Source organism: Streptomyces sp. NPDC126499, from assembly GCF_040302485.1.
GTDB lineage: Bacteria > Actinomycetota > Actinomycetes > Streptomycetales > Streptomycetaceae > Streptomyces.
On record NZ_JBEOUO010000043.1, the window covers coordinates 1 to 15,318 of the forward strand.

Annotated in this window: 14 protein-coding genes; all 14 read right to left on the minus strand. The window is 72.4% G+C overall.

The window, feature by feature from the left end:
• Positions 1-414 precede the first annotated feature (414 nt).
• The gene (locus tag ABTZ91_RS33580; RefSeq protein WP_407078088.1) at positions 415-1,638 is read right to left on the minus strand and encodes a cytochrome P450; all 1,224 of its coding nucleotides are present in this window, start codon (positions 1,636-1,638) and stop codon (positions 415-417) included.
• A 319-nt stretch (positions 1,639-1,957) separates the two neighbouring features.
• Positions 1,958-2,836, minus strand: a complete 879-nt coding sequence (locus ABTZ91_RS33585) for a GTP-binding protein (RefSeq protein WP_352081029.1) — start codon at positions 2,834-2,836, stop codon at positions 1,958-1,960.
• Positions 2,837-3,011: 175 nt separating this feature from the next.
• On the minus strand, positions 3,012-3,821 hold the full coding sequence (locus tag ABTZ91_RS33590; protein ID WP_352081030.1) for a hypothetical protein: 810 nt from the start codon (positions 3,819-3,821) through the stop codon (positions 3,012-3,014).
• A 13-nt stretch (positions 3,822-3,834) separates the two neighbouring features.
• Positions 3,835-4,350, minus strand: a complete 516-nt coding sequence (locus tag ABTZ91_RS33595) for a hypothetical protein (protein ID WP_352081031.1) — start codon at positions 4,348-4,350, stop codon at positions 3,835-3,837.
• Positions 4,347-5,534 (minus strand): MlaD family protein, encoded by a 1,188-nt coding sequence (locus ABTZ91_RS33600; RefSeq protein WP_352081032.1) that lies wholly within the window; start codon positions 5,532-5,534, stop codon positions 4,347-4,349. The genes ABTZ91_RS33595 and ABTZ91_RS33600 overlap by 4 nt, the downstream gene beginning before the upstream one ends.
• Positions 5,531-6,835: an MCE family protein gene (locus tag ABTZ91_RS33605; RefSeq protein ID WP_352081033.1), complete on the minus strand. Its 1,305-nt coding sequence runs from the start codon at positions 6,833-6,835 to the stop codon at positions 5,531-5,533. The genes ABTZ91_RS33600 and ABTZ91_RS33605 overlap by 4 nt, the downstream gene beginning before the upstream one ends.
• The gene (locus tag ABTZ91_RS33610) at positions 6,832-8,016 is read right to left on the minus strand and encodes an MCE family protein (protein ID WP_352081034.1); all 1,185 of its coding nucleotides are present in this window, start codon (positions 8,014-8,016) and stop codon (positions 6,832-6,834) included. The genes ABTZ91_RS33605 and ABTZ91_RS33610 overlap by 4 nt, the downstream gene beginning before the upstream one ends.
• On the minus strand, positions 8,013-8,996 hold the full coding sequence (locus ABTZ91_RS33615; RefSeq protein ID WP_352081035.1) for an MCE family protein: 984 nt from the start codon (positions 8,994-8,996) through the stop codon (positions 8,013-8,015). The genes ABTZ91_RS33610 and ABTZ91_RS33615 overlap by 4 nt, the downstream gene beginning before the upstream one ends.
• A complete protein-coding gene (locus ABTZ91_RS33620; RefSeq protein WP_352081036.1) occupies positions 8,993-10,045 on the minus strand; it encodes an MCE family protein in 1,053 nt (350 codons plus the stop codon). Before ABTZ91_RS33620 ends, ABTZ91_RS33615 begins: the two co-directional genes overlap by 4 nt.
• On the minus strand, positions 10,042-11,292 hold the full coding sequence (locus ABTZ91_RS33625) for an MCE family protein (protein WP_352081037.1): 1,251 nt from the start codon (positions 11,290-11,292) through the stop codon (positions 10,042-10,044). The genes ABTZ91_RS33620 and ABTZ91_RS33625 overlap by 4 nt, the downstream gene beginning before the upstream one ends.
• A gap of 6 nt (positions 11,293-11,298) precedes the next feature.
• Entirely contained in the window at positions 11,299-12,042 is a 744-nt protein-coding gene (locus ABTZ91_RS33630; protein WP_352081041.1) for an ABC transporter permease, read from the minus strand.
• Between the two features lie 77 nt (positions 12,043-12,119).
• Positions 12,120-12,890, minus strand: coding sequence for an ABC transporter permease (locus ABTZ91_RS33635; RefSeq protein WP_352081038.1), 771 nt, complete (start codon positions 12,888-12,890; stop codon positions 12,120-12,122).
• Positions 12,887-13,849 carry an ABC transporter ATP-binding protein gene (locus tag ABTZ91_RS33640; protein WP_352081039.1) on the minus strand — a complete coding sequence of 321 codons (963 nt, stop codon included), beginning with the start codon at positions 13,847-13,849 and terminating at the stop codon, positions 12,887-12,889. Before ABTZ91_RS33640 ends, ABTZ91_RS33635 begins: the two co-directional genes overlap by 4 nt.
• A 98-nt stretch (positions 13,850-13,947) precedes the next feature.
• Positions 13,948-15,030 carry a sigma-70 family RNA polymerase sigma factor gene (locus ABTZ91_RS33645; protein WP_352081040.1) on the minus strand — a complete coding sequence of 361 codons (1,083 nt, stop codon included), beginning with the start codon at positions 15,028-15,030 and terminating at the stop codon, positions 13,948-13,950.
• Positions 15,031-15,318: the final 288 nt, after the last annotated feature.

A 15,318-nucleotide genomic window follows, 5' to 3' on the forward strand; every position in this document is an offset into this window, starting at 1 on the left:
GACCTGCTGCAGTGCTGGACCGGCACCTGCACCACCTGCGGCCGACGCCTGCCCCGCAACAGAACCAGACTGAGAACCTAACGAAGCACTACTAGCGGCTGATCCGCAGCACCGGTAGTTTCGGGCTCTCGTGCCCGGGACGTACTGGTCAGCACGCTGGCGGCTCCGCTCGTCGTCGGCGCAGTACCGGTTCACGCAGACTGCGGCCGGACCACACCCGCCTGCGCGGGGTCCGCATCGCGGCGACACCGATCGCCGCTAGCGCCCCGGACTCTCAGTCTGCCGATGTGGGGGCGGGGGGCTCGCCCCCCTGCCTGCCCGGTCGTCGTGAGGATTGACGGGTGGGGCGCATTGCAGTCCTCCCTGCGGTCGCGCACGCGTTTCATGCCCCCGACGACTCAAGGGCTTACTCGTCTATACGGTCACCCGGACGCGTAGCGGGGCGCGGAAGGAGAGGAGGCCGAGGATCGGCGGTCGCTCGTCCGTCGGGGTGGTGCGGGCGTCGGGGAGGCGGCGGGCCGCGACGCGGAGGGCGACGGCAGCCTCGGTCCGGGCCAAGGAGGCGCCCGGGCAGCGGTGTCGGCCGACGCCGAAGGACAGGTGGTGGCGGGCGTTGGCGCGGTGCGGGCACATCTGGTCCGGGGCGTCGAAGACCTCCGGGTCCGAGCCGCTGCCCATGAGCATCAGCAGCAGCTGTGCCCCGGCGGGGACGTCCACGCCGCCGAGCGTCACGGGCTCGGCGGTCACCCGGCGCCAGGTGGTCACCGGCGGTTCGCGGCGCAGTACCTCCTCCACCCACGCCTCGGCCAGGCCCTGCTCGTCGGCCGCGCGGGACCACAGGCCCGGTTCGGCCAGGGCCCGGTGCAGCGTGGTGGAGATGAGCTGTCCGGTGGTGGACTGGCCGGCGATGAAGACGAAGAAGCACGCGCCGACCGCGGTCCCGACGTCCACCGGTCGGCCGTTCGGCAGGCGGTGGCGGCTCAGTGCCTCGACGAAGCTGCCGGGCCGCGCCGGGGCCGCGCTCACGGTCGCGGTGAGCCACTGGTGGAACTCGCCGACCAGCACCGCCAGTTCCAGCTGCCGCTCGGGTGTGGGCCTGCCCCAGAACAGCTCCAGCGAGGCGTCGCTCCAGCGGATCAGGGTGGCGGGGTCGACGCCGTCGATGCCGAGGAGCTCCATCAGCACCCGGCACGGCAGGACCTGGGCGTAGGACTCGAACAGGTCGCAGGAGCCGGTCGAGTCGAGGCGCCGCTGCGCGGCGTCGAGGAGCTCGTCGGCGACGCGCTCGATGACGGGGACGGCCGCGGCGACGCGCTGGGCGTTGAAGAACCGGGTGACCACGCGCCGCAGACCGTGGTGGCTGTCCGTGCCGTTGTTGGCGAGCGCGGGCGGCAGCCTGAAGCCGGCCCGGGCCAGTACCCGCAGCACGCCGACGGGCAGCGGGGTGACGGCGTCCTGCGCGTTGTCGGGGTGGAACACCGCCGGGTCCAGCAGAACGCGCCGGATGTCGTCGTACCGGCTGACCAGCCACAGCCCGGTGCCCGGGTCCTGGTACACGGGGGCGTCGGCCCGCAACGCGTCGAGCCAGGGGTGGGGGTCGCGTACGAACCCGTCTCCGAACAGGTCGAGCCGGGACATCGCGGCAGGCAGGGGCAGGTCGAGGTCCTGGGGAGTCACGGCCGGACGCTAACACGCACGGGGTTCGGCATCCGTCGGGTGTGCCGGGCATCACGGAGGCGGAGGCCGGACCCGGCGACGTGGTTCGCTCGTCGGCGGTCTGTTACCTGGAGCACCACACGCCGGGGCGGCTGGTTCACCGCACCGTGGTGTGGCGCGGGCGGACGTCGGGTCGCCCCCGCACGCCCGGCAGCTACCGCCGCGCCAGCCCCCCCCGTGCCGGCACCCGCGCGCGAGCCATCGGCCGACGGGCGCGCGGCGGGTGCGGCCGAGGGCGCGGTCAGTCCAGGATCGCGGTGACGATGCCGGCTCCCAGGGGATCGCGCAGGGTGAAACGCTTGCCCTGCCGCAGGCCGACCGCGGTCGGCATCTCGAAGGTCACGTCGGCGTACTCCCCGGCCGGCACGCTGTCGAGGCCGCCGGGCAGTCGCAGGAGGGTCTCCTCCTCCCGGCCGTCGACGCCGATGCGGGGTCGGGCGTTGACGTACACGGGCCTGCCGGCGTCCTCGGCGGCGCGCAGGCAGATCGTCGCCTGGAACCGCTGCGTCGGCTTGTCGGCGGCCGGCGCGGCGGGGGCGATGTTCTCGTCGAGGGCATGGACGAGGTTGACGAGGGAGCCGGCGGCGGACTGGTCGCCGTTCAGGGCGTCCTGCGGGTAGGTCCGTGTGACCGAGAGATCGTCGCCGGGGAACCCGTTCGCGGACAGCATCTCCCGGAGCTCCAGCTCGACCAGCTCCAGCTTCTCCGCGTCCTCCTGGAGGTCGCACTTGGTCAGCGCCGCCACGGCCTGGGGGATGCCGGCCTGCGCGGCGAACAGGACGCTCTCCCTGGTCTCCACGTCCCCACCGGCCGACGCGTCGACGGCGAGCAGGACGCCGTCCGGCCGCACCGCGCCCGTGGTCACGGCCCGGACGAAGTCCCCGGTCGTGGGGAAGTCGACGTGGGTGTACGCCCGCTTCTCCGACTCGTAGGTGACCTGGCTGAAGCGCATGGAGATCCCCTCGTGCTTCACCGTCGGAGCCGCCGCCAGCTCCTGGACCGTACGCGCCGTGTTCAGCTCCGGATGGCGCTGGGCGAGCACGGTCGTGATCGCGGAGGTCAGGCTCGTCCTGCCGTGCTGGGAGTGACCGATGGTCGCGATGGTGATCTGCGGCTTCACAGGTGGTCGTCCTCTTCTCGGGTTTCCTCGTCCCGGAGCCGCCGGGACCGCTGTAGCGGGGCATCGCTACCCTCCGTCCGGACCCGGCAAGCAGCACGGCGGTTCCCCGGAAGGGTGGAGTCGAGGCCGTGCGTTCGACTGTGACGCCGGGGTCGTGCTCGGGCCGACGGCGCGGCTACAGCGCGTCCACGGCGCTGACCTTCCAGCCCTGCGGGGTGCGGACCAGGGTCATCCGTACGCGGTTGAGGTCGAGGCGCGGGGTGGGGATCTGGGTGCTGGTGGTGACCTGGTTCATGAAGAGGAGGACGACGACCCTGTCGGGGGAGGCCGACACCACCGCCGCGGCCGGTGAGGGGTCGCCGTTCGGGGGTGTGGCGACCGTGGCCTTGACCACGCCGCGGTACGTCCGGGCGGTGGGCGCGACCACGGTCGTGGTGGTCTTGCCGTACTCGGCGAGGAACGGTCCCGTGAGGCGGGCGCGGGCCGCCGCGAAGTCGCGGTCCAGGTGGCGGTGGTCGTACGACAGGATGACCGGAGCCGCCTCGCGGGCCGCGGCGAGCGCCGCCGTGCGGGCCTGGGCCGTGCGTTCGGCGTCGCGGTAGTGCAGGCCGAGCAGGGTGGTGGCGGCCACACAGAGCAGGACGAGGACGGCGAGCACCGCGCCGGGCAGGCCGGGCCGGCGGCCCCGCCGGGTCGGCCTCGTCTCCGGGGCCTCGTCGGGGTCCCGCCCGGTCTCCGGGCCCGGATCCATCTGCGGCTCCGGGTCCTGGGCCTGGGCCGGATCCATCTGCGGCTCCGGGTCCTGGGCCGGGTTCCGCCGCGGCTCCGGGGCCGGGGCATGGGCCGGGACCCGCCGCGCCCCCCGGGCTGCCTCGGGCTCGTACGGGGCGCGGATCCGGTCGCGGATCCGGTCGGGGGTCCTGGCGCGTTCGGCGCGCCTGGCGGCGGCGCGTACGGCGGCGGCGCGGAGGGTCGGGTTCGCCACGGTGGGTCTCCTGTCAGCCGACGAATTCGACGTCGGACGTCAGCCAGTGCCCGTCCTCGAGGACGAGGTCGAGCTGAAGGCGGTAGTTGCGGGACGTTCCCCCGGGGGCGGCGACGTTGATGACCTTGCTGTCGGCCACCACCAGGACGCGCGCGCTCCGTTCGTCGGAGCGGGCGATGCCCGCGTCGAGGATCTGCCCCTCGGAGACCGACTTGTTGTCGGTGACGATCTTCGTCAACTGCCGGGTCTGCGCCGCGAACTGCTTCTTGAAGTCCCCGGTCGCCCCGTTGAGGACGTTCGCGCTGTCGCGTTCGTAGTGCCGGTAGTCGAGCGAGGTGAAGTTGAGCGCCGACTGGCGGGCGGCGGCCAGGATGTCCTGGTGCCGCCGGTCCTCTTCCTGTCGTTCGTACAGCCGCAGGCCCAGCCATCCCGAGGCGGCCGTCAGGGCGGCGGCCAGGACGGCGAGCACCGTCACGGTCCCGCGCCGGCGCAGCAGCCGGGTGGTGCGGGTGAGGAGTGCGCGGGTCATGCCATGGGTCCCACGAGCAGCCATTGCCAGGAGTCCTTTCCGAACACGGTCTGTGCTCCGCCCGTCGAGCCGATGCGGACGGACTGTCCGGGCGCGTTCTGGGCGCCCCGGACGGAGGTGGGGCCGCCGCGCGGTGCCGAGCAGCGGGCGTCGGTGGCGGCCGGGCGGTCGGAGGTGTCCGCCGGGTCGCGCCGCTGGGTGCCGTACCCCTGACGGCAGGGCGGCGGGTCGTCGGCGTTGACGACGAGACCGAAGTGAATGGTGCCGTCGCCGGGGATGACGGTGTAGCTGCCGGCGACGACCACGGGGAAGGTGACCAGCGCCTGTTCCAGGCCGGGGAGCCGGGCGAGGGTGATCTGGCCGCCGCTGATCAGGTTGCCGAGCAGCACCGGCAGGTGCGGCCGGTTGTCCTTCATCAGCTGCTCGACCTCCTGGGCGGCGGAGGTGCCGTTGCCGATCAGCGCGCGCAGGTCCCCGTCGCTCGCCTTCAACTGGCCGGTGAGCGCCGCCAGGTCACGGGAGAAGGAGGTGATCGCCGAGCCCTGGTCGGCCTGGGTCTTCAGGACCTTCCGGGAGTCCTCGATCAGTGCGATCGTCTCCGGCAGCGCGCCGGACGCCGACTCCACCAGGGCGTTGCCCGAGTCCACGAGGCGGGTCAGATGCGGGCCGGTGCCGGCGAACGCCTTGCCGAGTTCGTCCACCGTGACCCGCAGGTCCCGCCGGTCCACCGAGCCGACCAGCCGGTCCAGGCTCAGGATCATCTCGGTGGCCGGTACCGGCACCCGCGTGTTCCGGCGCGGGATGGTGCTGCCCTCCCGCAGCCGGGGTCCGTCCGCCGAGCGCGGCTGCAGGTCCACGTACTGCTCGCCGACGGCCGAGCGGTTCGCCACCACGGCCAGGCTGTCCGCGGGGATCGTCGGGGAGTCCTCCAGGAGCAGCGCGACGGAGACACCTCCGGAATCGGTCAGTCGCAGTTCGCCCACCCGCCCCACGGGCACCCCGCGGTAGTTGACCTCGGCCCCCTCGTAGATGCCGCCCGAGTCGGCGAACTCGGCCCGCACGGTGTAGCCGCGGTCCAGGACGCGGTCGACCAGACCGGTGTACTCGGCGCCGACGTAGGACACGCCGACGGCGGTGATGGCCGCGAACGCCAGCAGTTGTGCCCGGACCGTACGGGTGATCACGGCGTCAGTCCCTTCAGCAGGAGCTCGGCGAGCGCGAGGTGGATGCCGTCGGCCGGTCGGCGGCCGCTCCCGTCGTACGAGACGGGGTCGGCCGACGTGCACAGCGGCAGGCAGTCCAGGTCGCCGCCGGGCGCGGGCACCGTCGGCGCCGGAGCCCCGGGCGTGGCCGAGGGCAACGGGGCCCCCGGGACCTTCGGGTCGGGCACGCCGGGGAGCCCCGGAGCGGGGACGCCCGGCAGCCCGGGAAGGCCGGGCTGCCCCGGCTTTCCCGGCCGTGTCGGCGCGCCGGGCTCCGCGGGCCGGTCGGCCAGGTTCCCGTACAGGCTGCGCAGGTCGAGATCGGCGGTGACCTTGAGGTTGACGTAGTCGCCCTTGACCGCGTCGGTCACGTTCCGGGGGAACGGGTAGGTCGTCAGGAGCTCCAGGGCATGGGGGAGGTCCGCGCCCGCCTTGTTCAACTGGCGCAGGATCGGCTGGAGCGCGCGCAGATTGGCGACCAGGTCGGCGCGGGAGGCGTTGATCACCTTGGTGCCGGTCGTGCCGAGCGCCGACAGCGAGGTGAGCATGGCGGTCAGCTTGGTCCGTTGGTCGGCGAGGACCTTCAGCGCGGGCGGCACCGTGGTGAGGGCCTGGCCGATCGTCTTCTTCTCCTGCGCGAGGGTCGCGGCCAGCCTGTCGATGCCCTGGAGCGCGCGGACGATCTCCTTCTTCTGGGCGTCGAGGCCGCCGACGAAGGTGTTCAGTTCGGTGAGCAGCGACCTGACCCGGTCCTCGCGGCCCTCCAGGGCCTTGTTCAGCTCCGTGGTGATGGTCTTGAGCTGGGCGACGCCACCGCCGTTGAGCAGGGCGGACAGCGCCGACAGGACCTCCTCGATCTCCGGGTTGCGGCCGGAGCGCGCCAGCGGGATCGACGCGCCGTCGGTCAGCCTGCCGATCGGCGCGGTGTCGGTCGGCGCCGACAGCGACACGTACTTCTCGCCGAGCATGCTGGTCTGCCGCAGCTCGGCGACCGCGTTGCCGGGCAGCCGGACCGCGTCGTCGACGCGCAGCCGTACCCGGGCGTGCCAGCCGACCAGTTCGACCTTCTCGACGGTGCCGACGGTCACGTTGTTCACCTTCACCGTGGACTGCGGTACGAGATCGAGGACGTCCCGGAAATCGACGGTGACCCGGTAGCTGTTCCCGTCGGCCGCCGCGCCGCCGGGCAGCGGAACGTCGTAGAGCCCGTTGAACTCGCAGCCGGTGGTCAGCAGGAGCGAGCCGGCGGCCAGCCACAGCGCCGTCTTGCGGACAGTGCTCATGCCCGGACCTCCAGGATTCCGCCGAGGGTCCGGTCGACCGAGCCCGTTCCGGCGACGGGGAGCGCCGCCCCGGGAAGCGCCGCTCCGGTGAGCGGGTCGGCCTCGGGCAGCTCCGGCAGGGAGTCGAACAGCTTCCTCAGGTTCCGGCAGTCGGCGTCGCCGGCCTTCCCCTCGGTCGTCCTCAGCAGGGAGCACAGCAGGGCCGCCGGGTCCTGGAGCTGCTCGGGGTTGCCGCGGGTGTCGAGCGTGCCGGACGACGGGTTGTAGGCGTTGTGCAGATTGGACAGTCCCGCCGGGAAGACGGTGAGGAGCTCCTCCAGCGCCGCGCGCTGGGTGACCAGCACCCTGGTCACCCGGGCCAGGCCCTTCACATCGGCGGTGAGCGCCTTCTTGTTCTTCTTCACGAAGTCGGACACGTCGGCGAGGGCCGCCGCCAGGTGCTTGATCGCCGCGGCGAGGTCCTTGCGTTCCCCGGCCAGCTGCTCGGCCACCTTGGCGAGGCTGGTGTTGAACGACCGTACGGACGCGTCGTCGGCGGCCAGCGCGGCGGTGAACACCTGGAGGTTCCGCACCGTCGCGAACAGGTCCTGCCGGCCGTCGGACAGGGTGGTGACGGCCTGCGACAGGTCCACGACCGTCTGGTGCAAGCGCCCGCCCTGGCCCTGGAGGTTGTCCGCGCTGACGGCGAGCAGCCGGGACAGCGCACCGTCCTTGTTCGCCCCGTGCGGGCCGAGGGCGTCCGACGTCGTACGAAGGCTGTCGAAGACCCGGTCCAGTTCGACCGGAACGGCCGTGCGGTGCAGGGGGATGACGGCGCCGCTCTTCAGGACCGGTCCGCCGCGGTGGACGGGGAGCAGCTGGAGGTAACGGTCGCTGACCACCGACGAGTTGATGATCGCGGCCTTGGCCTCGGCCGGGACCTTGTACGCGGCGGCGTACTCCAGCTCCACGCGCACCCGGTCGCCCTCCGGCGTGATCTTCTTGACCTCGCCGATCCGCACGCCGAGGACGCGCACGTCGGAGCCGGGGTAGATGCCGACCGTCCGGGGGAAGTACGCGGTCACGCGGACCTTCGGCTCCCCCGGGAGGAGGACGACGGCCAGGGCGGCGGCGACCACGAGGGCGGTGACCAGCGCGATACGGCGGACCAGCCGCCTGCTGGGTGTGTAGGGGAGCTTCATCGTGTCCCTCCGGTCCGCGGGGCCACCGGCGCGGGTGCGACGAGGTTCTGGATGTAGCTGTCGAACCAGCGGCCGTTGCCCAGGGTGTTGGTGAAGACCCGCGCGAAGGGCGCGAGGAGCCGGACGCTGCGGTCGAGGCTCGCCTGGTTGCGTTCCAGCATCCTCACCACGGTGTTCAGACGGGTGAGCGCCGGGCCGATCGCCGCGCGGTTGTCGCGCACCAGGCCGGACAGCTGGATGCCGAGAGCGACGGAGCTCGTGAGCAGGGAGTGGATGACCTGGCGCCGGGCGTGGATCTCCTTGAACAGCTTGTCGCCGTCCTTGACGAGCTTGCCGAACTCGTCCTTGCGGTCGGCCAGGACACCGGTGACGCCGCCCGCGTGGTCGAGGAGCTCGCGCAGCGCCTCGTCGCGGGAGGCCACCGTCCGGGAGATCTTCGACAGCCCCTGGAGGGAGGCCCGCACCTCGGCGGGGGAGTCCTCGAAGGTGGTGGAGAGGGTGTCCAGGGCGGTGGCGAGCCGCTGCTTGTCGATCCGCTCGGTGGTCGTGGTGAGGTCGCTGAAGGCCGCCACCACGTCGTACGCCGGGACCGTGCGGCTGAGCGGGATCTCGCTGCCCGGCTCCAGGCGCCCGGATCCCCGGGGCTCCAGGGAGAGGTACTTCGCGCCCAGGATCGTCTTGATGCGGATGGACGCACCGGTCCTGTTCCCGAGCTGCGGGTCCCCGTCGACCCGGAAGGTGACCTTGACGTGGTCGCCGGCCAGCTCGACCTCGTCCACCTTGCCGGTCTTGACGCCGGCGATCCGCACCTCGTCACCCGGGCGCAGCCCGCCCGCCTCGGAGAAGGCCGCGCTGTACGTCTCGCCGCCGCCGATCAGCGGAAGGCTCTCGACGTTGAACGCGGCGGCGATCAGCAGCGCGAGGGTGGTGAGACCGGCGGCACCGATCGTCACGGGGTTGCGTTCACGGAAGGGGATCATCGACCACACCTCGCGCGGGCGACATGGAGTTCGGGGGTGATGACCTCGTTCGTCTTCGGCAGCACGATCCGGCCGTCGAAGTCACAGAGGTAGAAGTTGAACCAGGAGCCGTACGAGGCGGTGCCCGTCAGCTTGTTGAGCTTGCCCGGCAGCCGTTGCAGGACGCCCTCCACGGTCTTCTCGTGATCGTTGAGCGTTCCGGTCAGCTCGGCCAGCTCGGCGATGTCGGTCTTCAGCGGCGGGCGGGCGTCCTCGAGGAGACCCGCGGTGGCCCGCGTCAGACCGTTGATGCCGGCCAGGGACTCACCGATGGGCTTGCGGTCGGCCGACAGACCGGAGATCAGCCGCTGGAGCTGTGCGATCAGGTCGGAGAAGCGGGTGCTGCGCCGGTCGACCGTGGTCAGCACGGTGTTGAGGTGGGTGATCACGGATCCGATGAGCTTGTCGCGTTCGGCGAGCGTCGTGGTGAGCGAGGCGGTGTGCGCGAGCAGGCTGCGCACCGTACCGCCCTCCCCCTGGAGGGTCCTGACGATCTCGGTGGCGAGCCGGTTGACGTCCTCGGGGCTCAGCGCGGCGAACAGCGGCTTGAATCCGCCCAGCAGCGCGTTCAGATCGAGCGCCGGTTCCGTGCGGGAGAGCGGGATCCGGCCGCCGGGAGGGAGCGGCCGGCCGCTCCCCGCGCCTTCGGTCAGCGCGATGTACCGCTGCCCGACCAGGCTCCGGTAGCGGATGACGGCGCGGGTGCTGGTGAGCAGCGGCCGGTCGCGGGAGACGGTGAAGGTGACCTCGGCCAGGTTCCGGTCCTTGATCCGGATCTCCTCGACCTCGCCGACCCGCACCCCCGCGACCCGGATGTCGTCGCCCTCCTCCAGGCTGGTGACGTCGCTGAACACCGCGCTGTACGTCTCGTGCGGGGTGAAGGAGAAGTTGACGATGGTGGCCGCGAGCACGGCCGTCGCCGCGAGGGTCACCACGGCGAAGACGCCGAGCTTGACGAGCTGCGGGGCCGTGGAGCGGGCGTTCGTACGACGAGCGCGGGTCGGACTCATGCGACGCTCACCGCCGTTCCCCGTGCCAGCGGACCGAACAGCAGGGTCGTGACGGCCGGGACCTCGTCGGCGGGCACGCCCAGGACCGGTGCCACGAGAGAGGCGACGGCCTGCCGTTCGGCCCGGGTGCCGGACACGCCGTCTGCGGGGCCGCTCGCCCCGTGGCGCGACGTACCGTCCTGGAGCCTGGTCGGCGGTGCCGGGACGTGGGGGTGGGGAAGCCCCCTGCAGTGGGGCCCTGAGCGGTCGGCATAGCGGGGTTCCTCGCCGGGTCGGTAGGGGGGACGGGAGCGGACGATCTCCAGGGTGATGCGCATCTTCCCGCCCCTGAACGCCTCCTGCGCTGCGGCCTCCTGGCGCACGAGACCGGCGAGCAGGCACGGATATTCGGGCGCGTAGCGGGCGAAGAGGGCCAGCGTCGGGCGGGAGACGCGGCCCAGGGTGATCAGCCGCGCGGAGTTCTCGTCGAGGACGCCCTCGGTGGTCCGCGCGGCGGTGGCGGTCCGGGTGAGGAACGCGGCGAGCCGGTCCTGCTTCTCGGTGATCGTCCGGGAGGTGGTGAGGGTGTTGTCCAGGACCCGCAGCAGGTCGGGCGCGGCCTGCCCGTACACCTCGGCCACGTCGGCGAACCGCGAGATGTCCTCCTTGAGCGACGGCATGTGCGGGTTGAGCCGGCGCAGGTAGGCGTCGAGGCGGGTGAGGTTGGCGCCGATGGCGTCGCCGCGCCCTTCGAGCGCCGTGGCGAACGCCGACAGGGTGGCGTTGAGCTCGGCGGGCTTGACGGTGCGCAGCAGCGGCAGCAGGTCGTTCATCAGCCGCTGGAGCTCGATGCCGACCGTGGTGCGGTCCTGGGTGATGACGTCACCGGCGCGGATGGGCCGGGCCGAGGACCGCCCGGGGGCGGCCGGGTCGACGAGGTCGACGTACTTCTCGCCGAACAGCGTCTTCGGCAGCAGCCGGGCGTGCACGTCGGACGGGATGAGGGGGACGTGCTCCGGCTTGAGCGCGATGCCGAGCGTGGCCTTCTCCCCGTCGGCCCGCACCTCGCGCACCTCGCCGACGAGCAGGCCGCGCAGCTTGACGTCGGCGCGCGGCTCCAGCTGGTTGCCGAGGGTGTCGGCCTCCAGGGTGATCCGCACGACGGAGGTGAACGCCTGCTGGTAGACGGCGACGGACAGCGAGAGCAGCAGGGCGATGACGGCGACGAAGACGACCCCGTACAGCCTCAGTCGGATGATGCGACGCACCGGCCCCTACCCCGCTATCCGTACGGTCGTGTTGGCGCCCCAGATCGCGAGGCTGAGGAAGAAGTCGAGGACGTTGATCGCCACGATGGACGTCCGCACGCCACGGCCGACCGCGACACCGACACCGGCCGGGCCGCCGCTCGCGTGGTAGCCGTAGTAGCAGTGCACCAGGATGATCACGAGGGCGAAGACGATCACCTTGCCGAAGGACCACAGCACGTCGACCGGCGGCAGGTACTGCTGGAAGTAGTGGTCGTAGGTGCCGGTGGACTGGCCGTAGTAGCCGGTGGTGATGGTCCGGGCCGCGAGGTACGAGGACAGCAGCCCGATCACGTACAGCGGGATCACCGCCACGAAGCCGGCGATCATCCGGGTGGTGACCAGGAACGGAAGCGAGGGCACGCCCATCACCTCCAGCGCGTCGGTCTCCTCGCTGATCCGCATCGCGCCGAGCTGGGCCGTGAAGCCGGCCCCCACCGTCGCCGACAGCGCGAGCCCGGCGACCAGCGGGGCGATCTCGCGGGTGTTGAAGTACGCGGAGAGGAACGCCACGAAGTTGGAGGTGCCGAGCTGGTTGAGGGCGGCATAGCCCTGGAGTCCGACCTCGGTGCCGGTGAAGAAGGACAGGAAGGCGATGACGCCGACCGTGCCGCCGACGACGGCGAGCGCGCCGCGGCCGAAGCTCACCTCGGCCAGCAGACGCAGCACCTCCTTCTTGTAGCGGCGCAGGGTACGGCCGGTCCAGGCCATGGAGCGGCCGTAGAAGACCAGCTGGGTGCCCAGCTCTTCCAGCGAGTGGAGCGGGCGGTCGAGAAGTCGTCGCACAACTAACCTCTCTGGGGGACGATTTGGAAGTACACCGCGGTCAGGACGAAGTTGGTCACGAAGAGCAACATGAAGGTGATGACCACGGACTGGTTCACGGCGTCCCCGACACCCTTGGGGCCGCCCTTGGCGGTCAGCCCCTTGTACGAGGCGACGATCGCCGCGATGGCGCCGAAGACCAGCGCCTTCAGCTCGGCCGCCCACAGGTCGGACAGCTGGGCGAGGGTGGTGAAGGAGGCCAGATAGGCACCGGGAGTGCCGTTCTGCAGGACGACGTTGAAGAAGTAGCCGCCGGCGACGCCGACCACCGACACCAGGCCGTTGAGCAGCACGGCCACGAGCATCGTGGCGAGCACCCGGGGCACGACGAGGCGGTGGATCGGGTCGATGCCGAGCACCTGCATGGCGTCGATCTCCTCCCGGATCTTGCGCGCCCCGAGGTCGGCGCAGATCGCGGTGCCGCCGGCTCCGGCGATGAGCAGCGCCGTGACGATGGGGGACGCCTCGCGCAGGACGGCGAGCACGGAGGCGGCGCCGGAGAAGGACTGGGCGCCGAGCTGCCGGGTCAGGCCGCCGATCTGGAGGGCGATGACCGCGCCGAACGGGATGGAGACGAGGGCGGTGGGCAGGATGGTGACGCTTGCGATGAACCAGGCCTGCTGCACGAACTCCCGCACCTGGAAGGGGCGTCGGGGCAGCGTGCGCAGGACGTCGAGGGCCATCGCGAAGAGGCTGCCGGAGTGGCGCAGCGCGCCGGTCGGGGAGAGCCTCATGCGCCCGCCGCCTCGGTCGTGCGGGTCGTGCGGCGCGGCCCGCCACCGCCGTGGAGCTCCGCCTCGCGGTCGGCGATCGCCTGCCAGCGGGGCGGGCGGACGACCCCGGGGCTCGGCAGCAGGCGCGGGACCAGGCCGGGAAGGGTGCCGTCGCCGCCGTCGAGGCCGGCGAGCTCCTGCTCCACCTGGGCCGCGTCCTTCTCCTCCGCCATGCCGATCGGCCCCTCCATCCGGCCGCCGAGGAACTGCCGTACGACGGGCTCGTCGCTGGTGAGCAGCTGCTCGCGGGGGCCGAACATGACCAGTTCGCGGCGGAAGAGCAGCCCGATGTTGTCGGGGACCTGGCGCGCGGAGGCGATGTCGTGGGTGACGATCAGGAACGTCGCGTCGATCTGCGCGTTCAGGTCCACGATCAGCTGGTTCAGGTAGGCCACGCGCACCGGGTCGAGCCCCGAGTCCGGCTCGTCGAAGAGGATGATCTCCGGGTCGAGCACCAGCGCCCGGGCCAGACCCGCCCGCTTGCGCATGCCGCCGGAGATCTCGCCGGGCAGCTTCTCCTCGGCACCGATCAGACCGACCATGTCCATCTTCTCCAGGACGATCCGTCTGACCTCGCTCTCCGGCTTGCGGGTGTGCTCGCGCAGCGGAAAGGCGATGTTGTCGTAGAGATTCATCGACCCGAACAGCGCGCCGTCCTGGAACAGCACTCCGAAGAGCTTGCGCACCTCGTACAGCTCGGCCTCGCGGAGCCGGGTGATGTCCTGCCCGGCGATCCGGATCGATCCCCGCTCCGGCTTGAGCAGGCCCACGAGCGTCTTCAGGAACACCGACTTGCCCGTGCCCGAGGGACCGAGCATGACGGACACCTCACCGGCGGGCAGCGTCAGCGACACGTCCTGCCAGATGACCTGGTGGCCGAAGGACTTCGTCAGTCCTTCCACGCAGATCTCGACACCCATGGCGTTCACCCTTCGGGGGGAGCAGCTCGTACGCCTGCTCTACGGGGAAGGGCGGCCGGTCCGTCGCGGAGAACCGAAGATTTTTTACGGGGCGGGGATCAGGGCCGTACGGGAGGGTGCGGAAGCTCGCCGAGCAGGTCGCGCGGAGCGTCCGGGAGGGCGGTGGGGACCCGCGGGGCCGGAAGCGCCGGCGCGGACGGCGCGTCGGGGAGGGCGACCTCCGGCAGGGACGGCTCGGGCAGGGGCACCGCCGGCAGGGCGCTCTCCGGCAGGGACATGTGCGGCGCCACCTCCGGCACGGCCACGTCCGGTACGGCCACCTCAGGCACCGTGACCACGGGCACGGGTGACGACGAGCGGGGGAGGGCGGCGGGCGACGGCGCCGTCGCCGTCCCCGGCGCGTCCGCCGGGGGTACGGAGGCGGAGGGCGCCGCGGGCAGCCCGTGACCGGCGCTCCGCTCCGCGACCTCGACGGCCTCCGCCGGGGCGGGGCCCGCCGACCCCGGCCCGCCCGGCTCGTACGCGAAGGGCAGGATCAGGCCCACCACCGCCAGCGTCGCCGCCGCGGACGTCGCCACGACGGCCTGGGCGGGCCCACCCGCCGGACCGGCCTGGTCGCGGCCGCGCCCGATCAGCCACAGGACGAGCGCCAGCGTGCCGGCCAGCGAGTCGCGCAGCGTCCGGCGGGCCCTGGCCAGCAGCGACTCCACCGCCCGGCTGCTCAGCCCCATCTCGCGGGCGATCTCGTCGACGTTCCGGTCCTCCGACTTCAGCCGCAGCGCCTCCGCCTGACGGGCCGGCAGCTCCCTGCTGCGGTACGCCACCCAGCGGGCCTCCGCCCGGTCGCACACCGCCTCCTCGACGGGCACCGGGCCGGGGGCGGCCAGCCGGGGGGCGCTGCCGACCTCGGCCTCCCGGCGGACCTGCCGGTACCGGTCGACGCACAGGCGCATGGTCACCGTCGTCAGCCAGGCACCGAGCCGCGCCTCGTCCAGGCGCGGGTTCTGAGCCCCGCGCAGCATCGCCTCCTGGACGGCGTCCTCGGCGTCCTCCGCGCTGATGGACCTCCGGCGCGCCACCTTGAGCAGCTGCTCGCGATGGCTCCACATGCGCTGCCACCGCAGGTGTGCCGAGTGGTCCCCCGGTCCGGACGAGTGGGCGGGCTGCGTCTCCGTCGTCATGACCGGGGAGGTTACCGTCGGGTATCGCCTGTTGTGGAGGGGGCTGAGCGGGAGTGAGTCCTAACCGTTGCCGGGCAGCCCGCCCGGAACGGGAAGGACGTCGCCCCCGGGCGGCTCCACGCCCCCGCCCGGGCCGGTCACCAGGGACGGCAGCGGATGCGGCGCGCCCGTCGGCTCCGTGGACGGCGAGGACGAGGGGGCCGGCTTCGGCGAGGGCTTCGGCGCGGCCGACGCCGGCGGCGACGGCTCGGAGGACCGCGACCCACCGGCGCCCGGCCCCCGGCCGGC

Coding starts and splice junctions, on each gene's coding strand:
- ABTZ91_RS33630 (WP_352081041.1), bottom strand. CDS start 12,042: ATGGCCTGGACCGGCCGTACCCTGCGCCGCTACAAGAAGGAGGTGCTG.
- ABTZ91_RS33605 (WP_352081033.1), bottom strand. CDS start 6,835: ATGAGCACTGTCCGCAAGACGGCGCTGTGGCTGGCCGCCGGCTCGCTC.
- ABTZ91_RS33615 (WP_352081035.1), bottom strand. CDS start 8,996: ATGATCCCCTTCCGTGAACGCAACCCCGTGACGATCGGTGCCGCCGGT.
- ABTZ91_RS33595 (WP_352081031.1), bottom strand. CDS start 4,350: ATGACCCGCGCACTCCTCACCCGCACCACCCGGCTGCTGCGCCGGCGC.
- ABTZ91_RS33620 (WP_352081036.1), bottom strand. CDS start 10,045: ATGAGTCCGACCCGCGCTCGTCGTACGAACGCCCGCTCCACGGCCCCG.
- ABTZ91_RS33610 (WP_352081034.1), bottom strand. CDS start 8,016: ATGAAGCTCCCCTACACACCCAGCAGGCGGCTGGTCCGCCGTATCGCG.
- ABTZ91_RS33580 (WP_407078088.1), bottom strand. CDS start 1,638: ATGTCCCGGCTCGACCTGTTCGGAGACGGGTTCGTACGCGACCCCCAC.
- ABTZ91_RS33635 (WP_352081038.1), bottom strand. CDS start 12,890: ATGAGGCTCTCCCCGACCGGCGCGCTGCGCCACTCCGGCAGCCTCTTC.
- ABTZ91_RS33640 (WP_352081039.1), bottom strand. CDS start 13,849: ATGGGTGTCGAGATCTGCGTGGAAGGACTGACGAAGTCCTTCGGCCAC.
- ABTZ91_RS33645 (WP_352081040.1), bottom strand. CDS start 15,030: ATGACGACGGAGACGCAGCCCGCCCACTCGTCCGGACCGGGGGACCAC.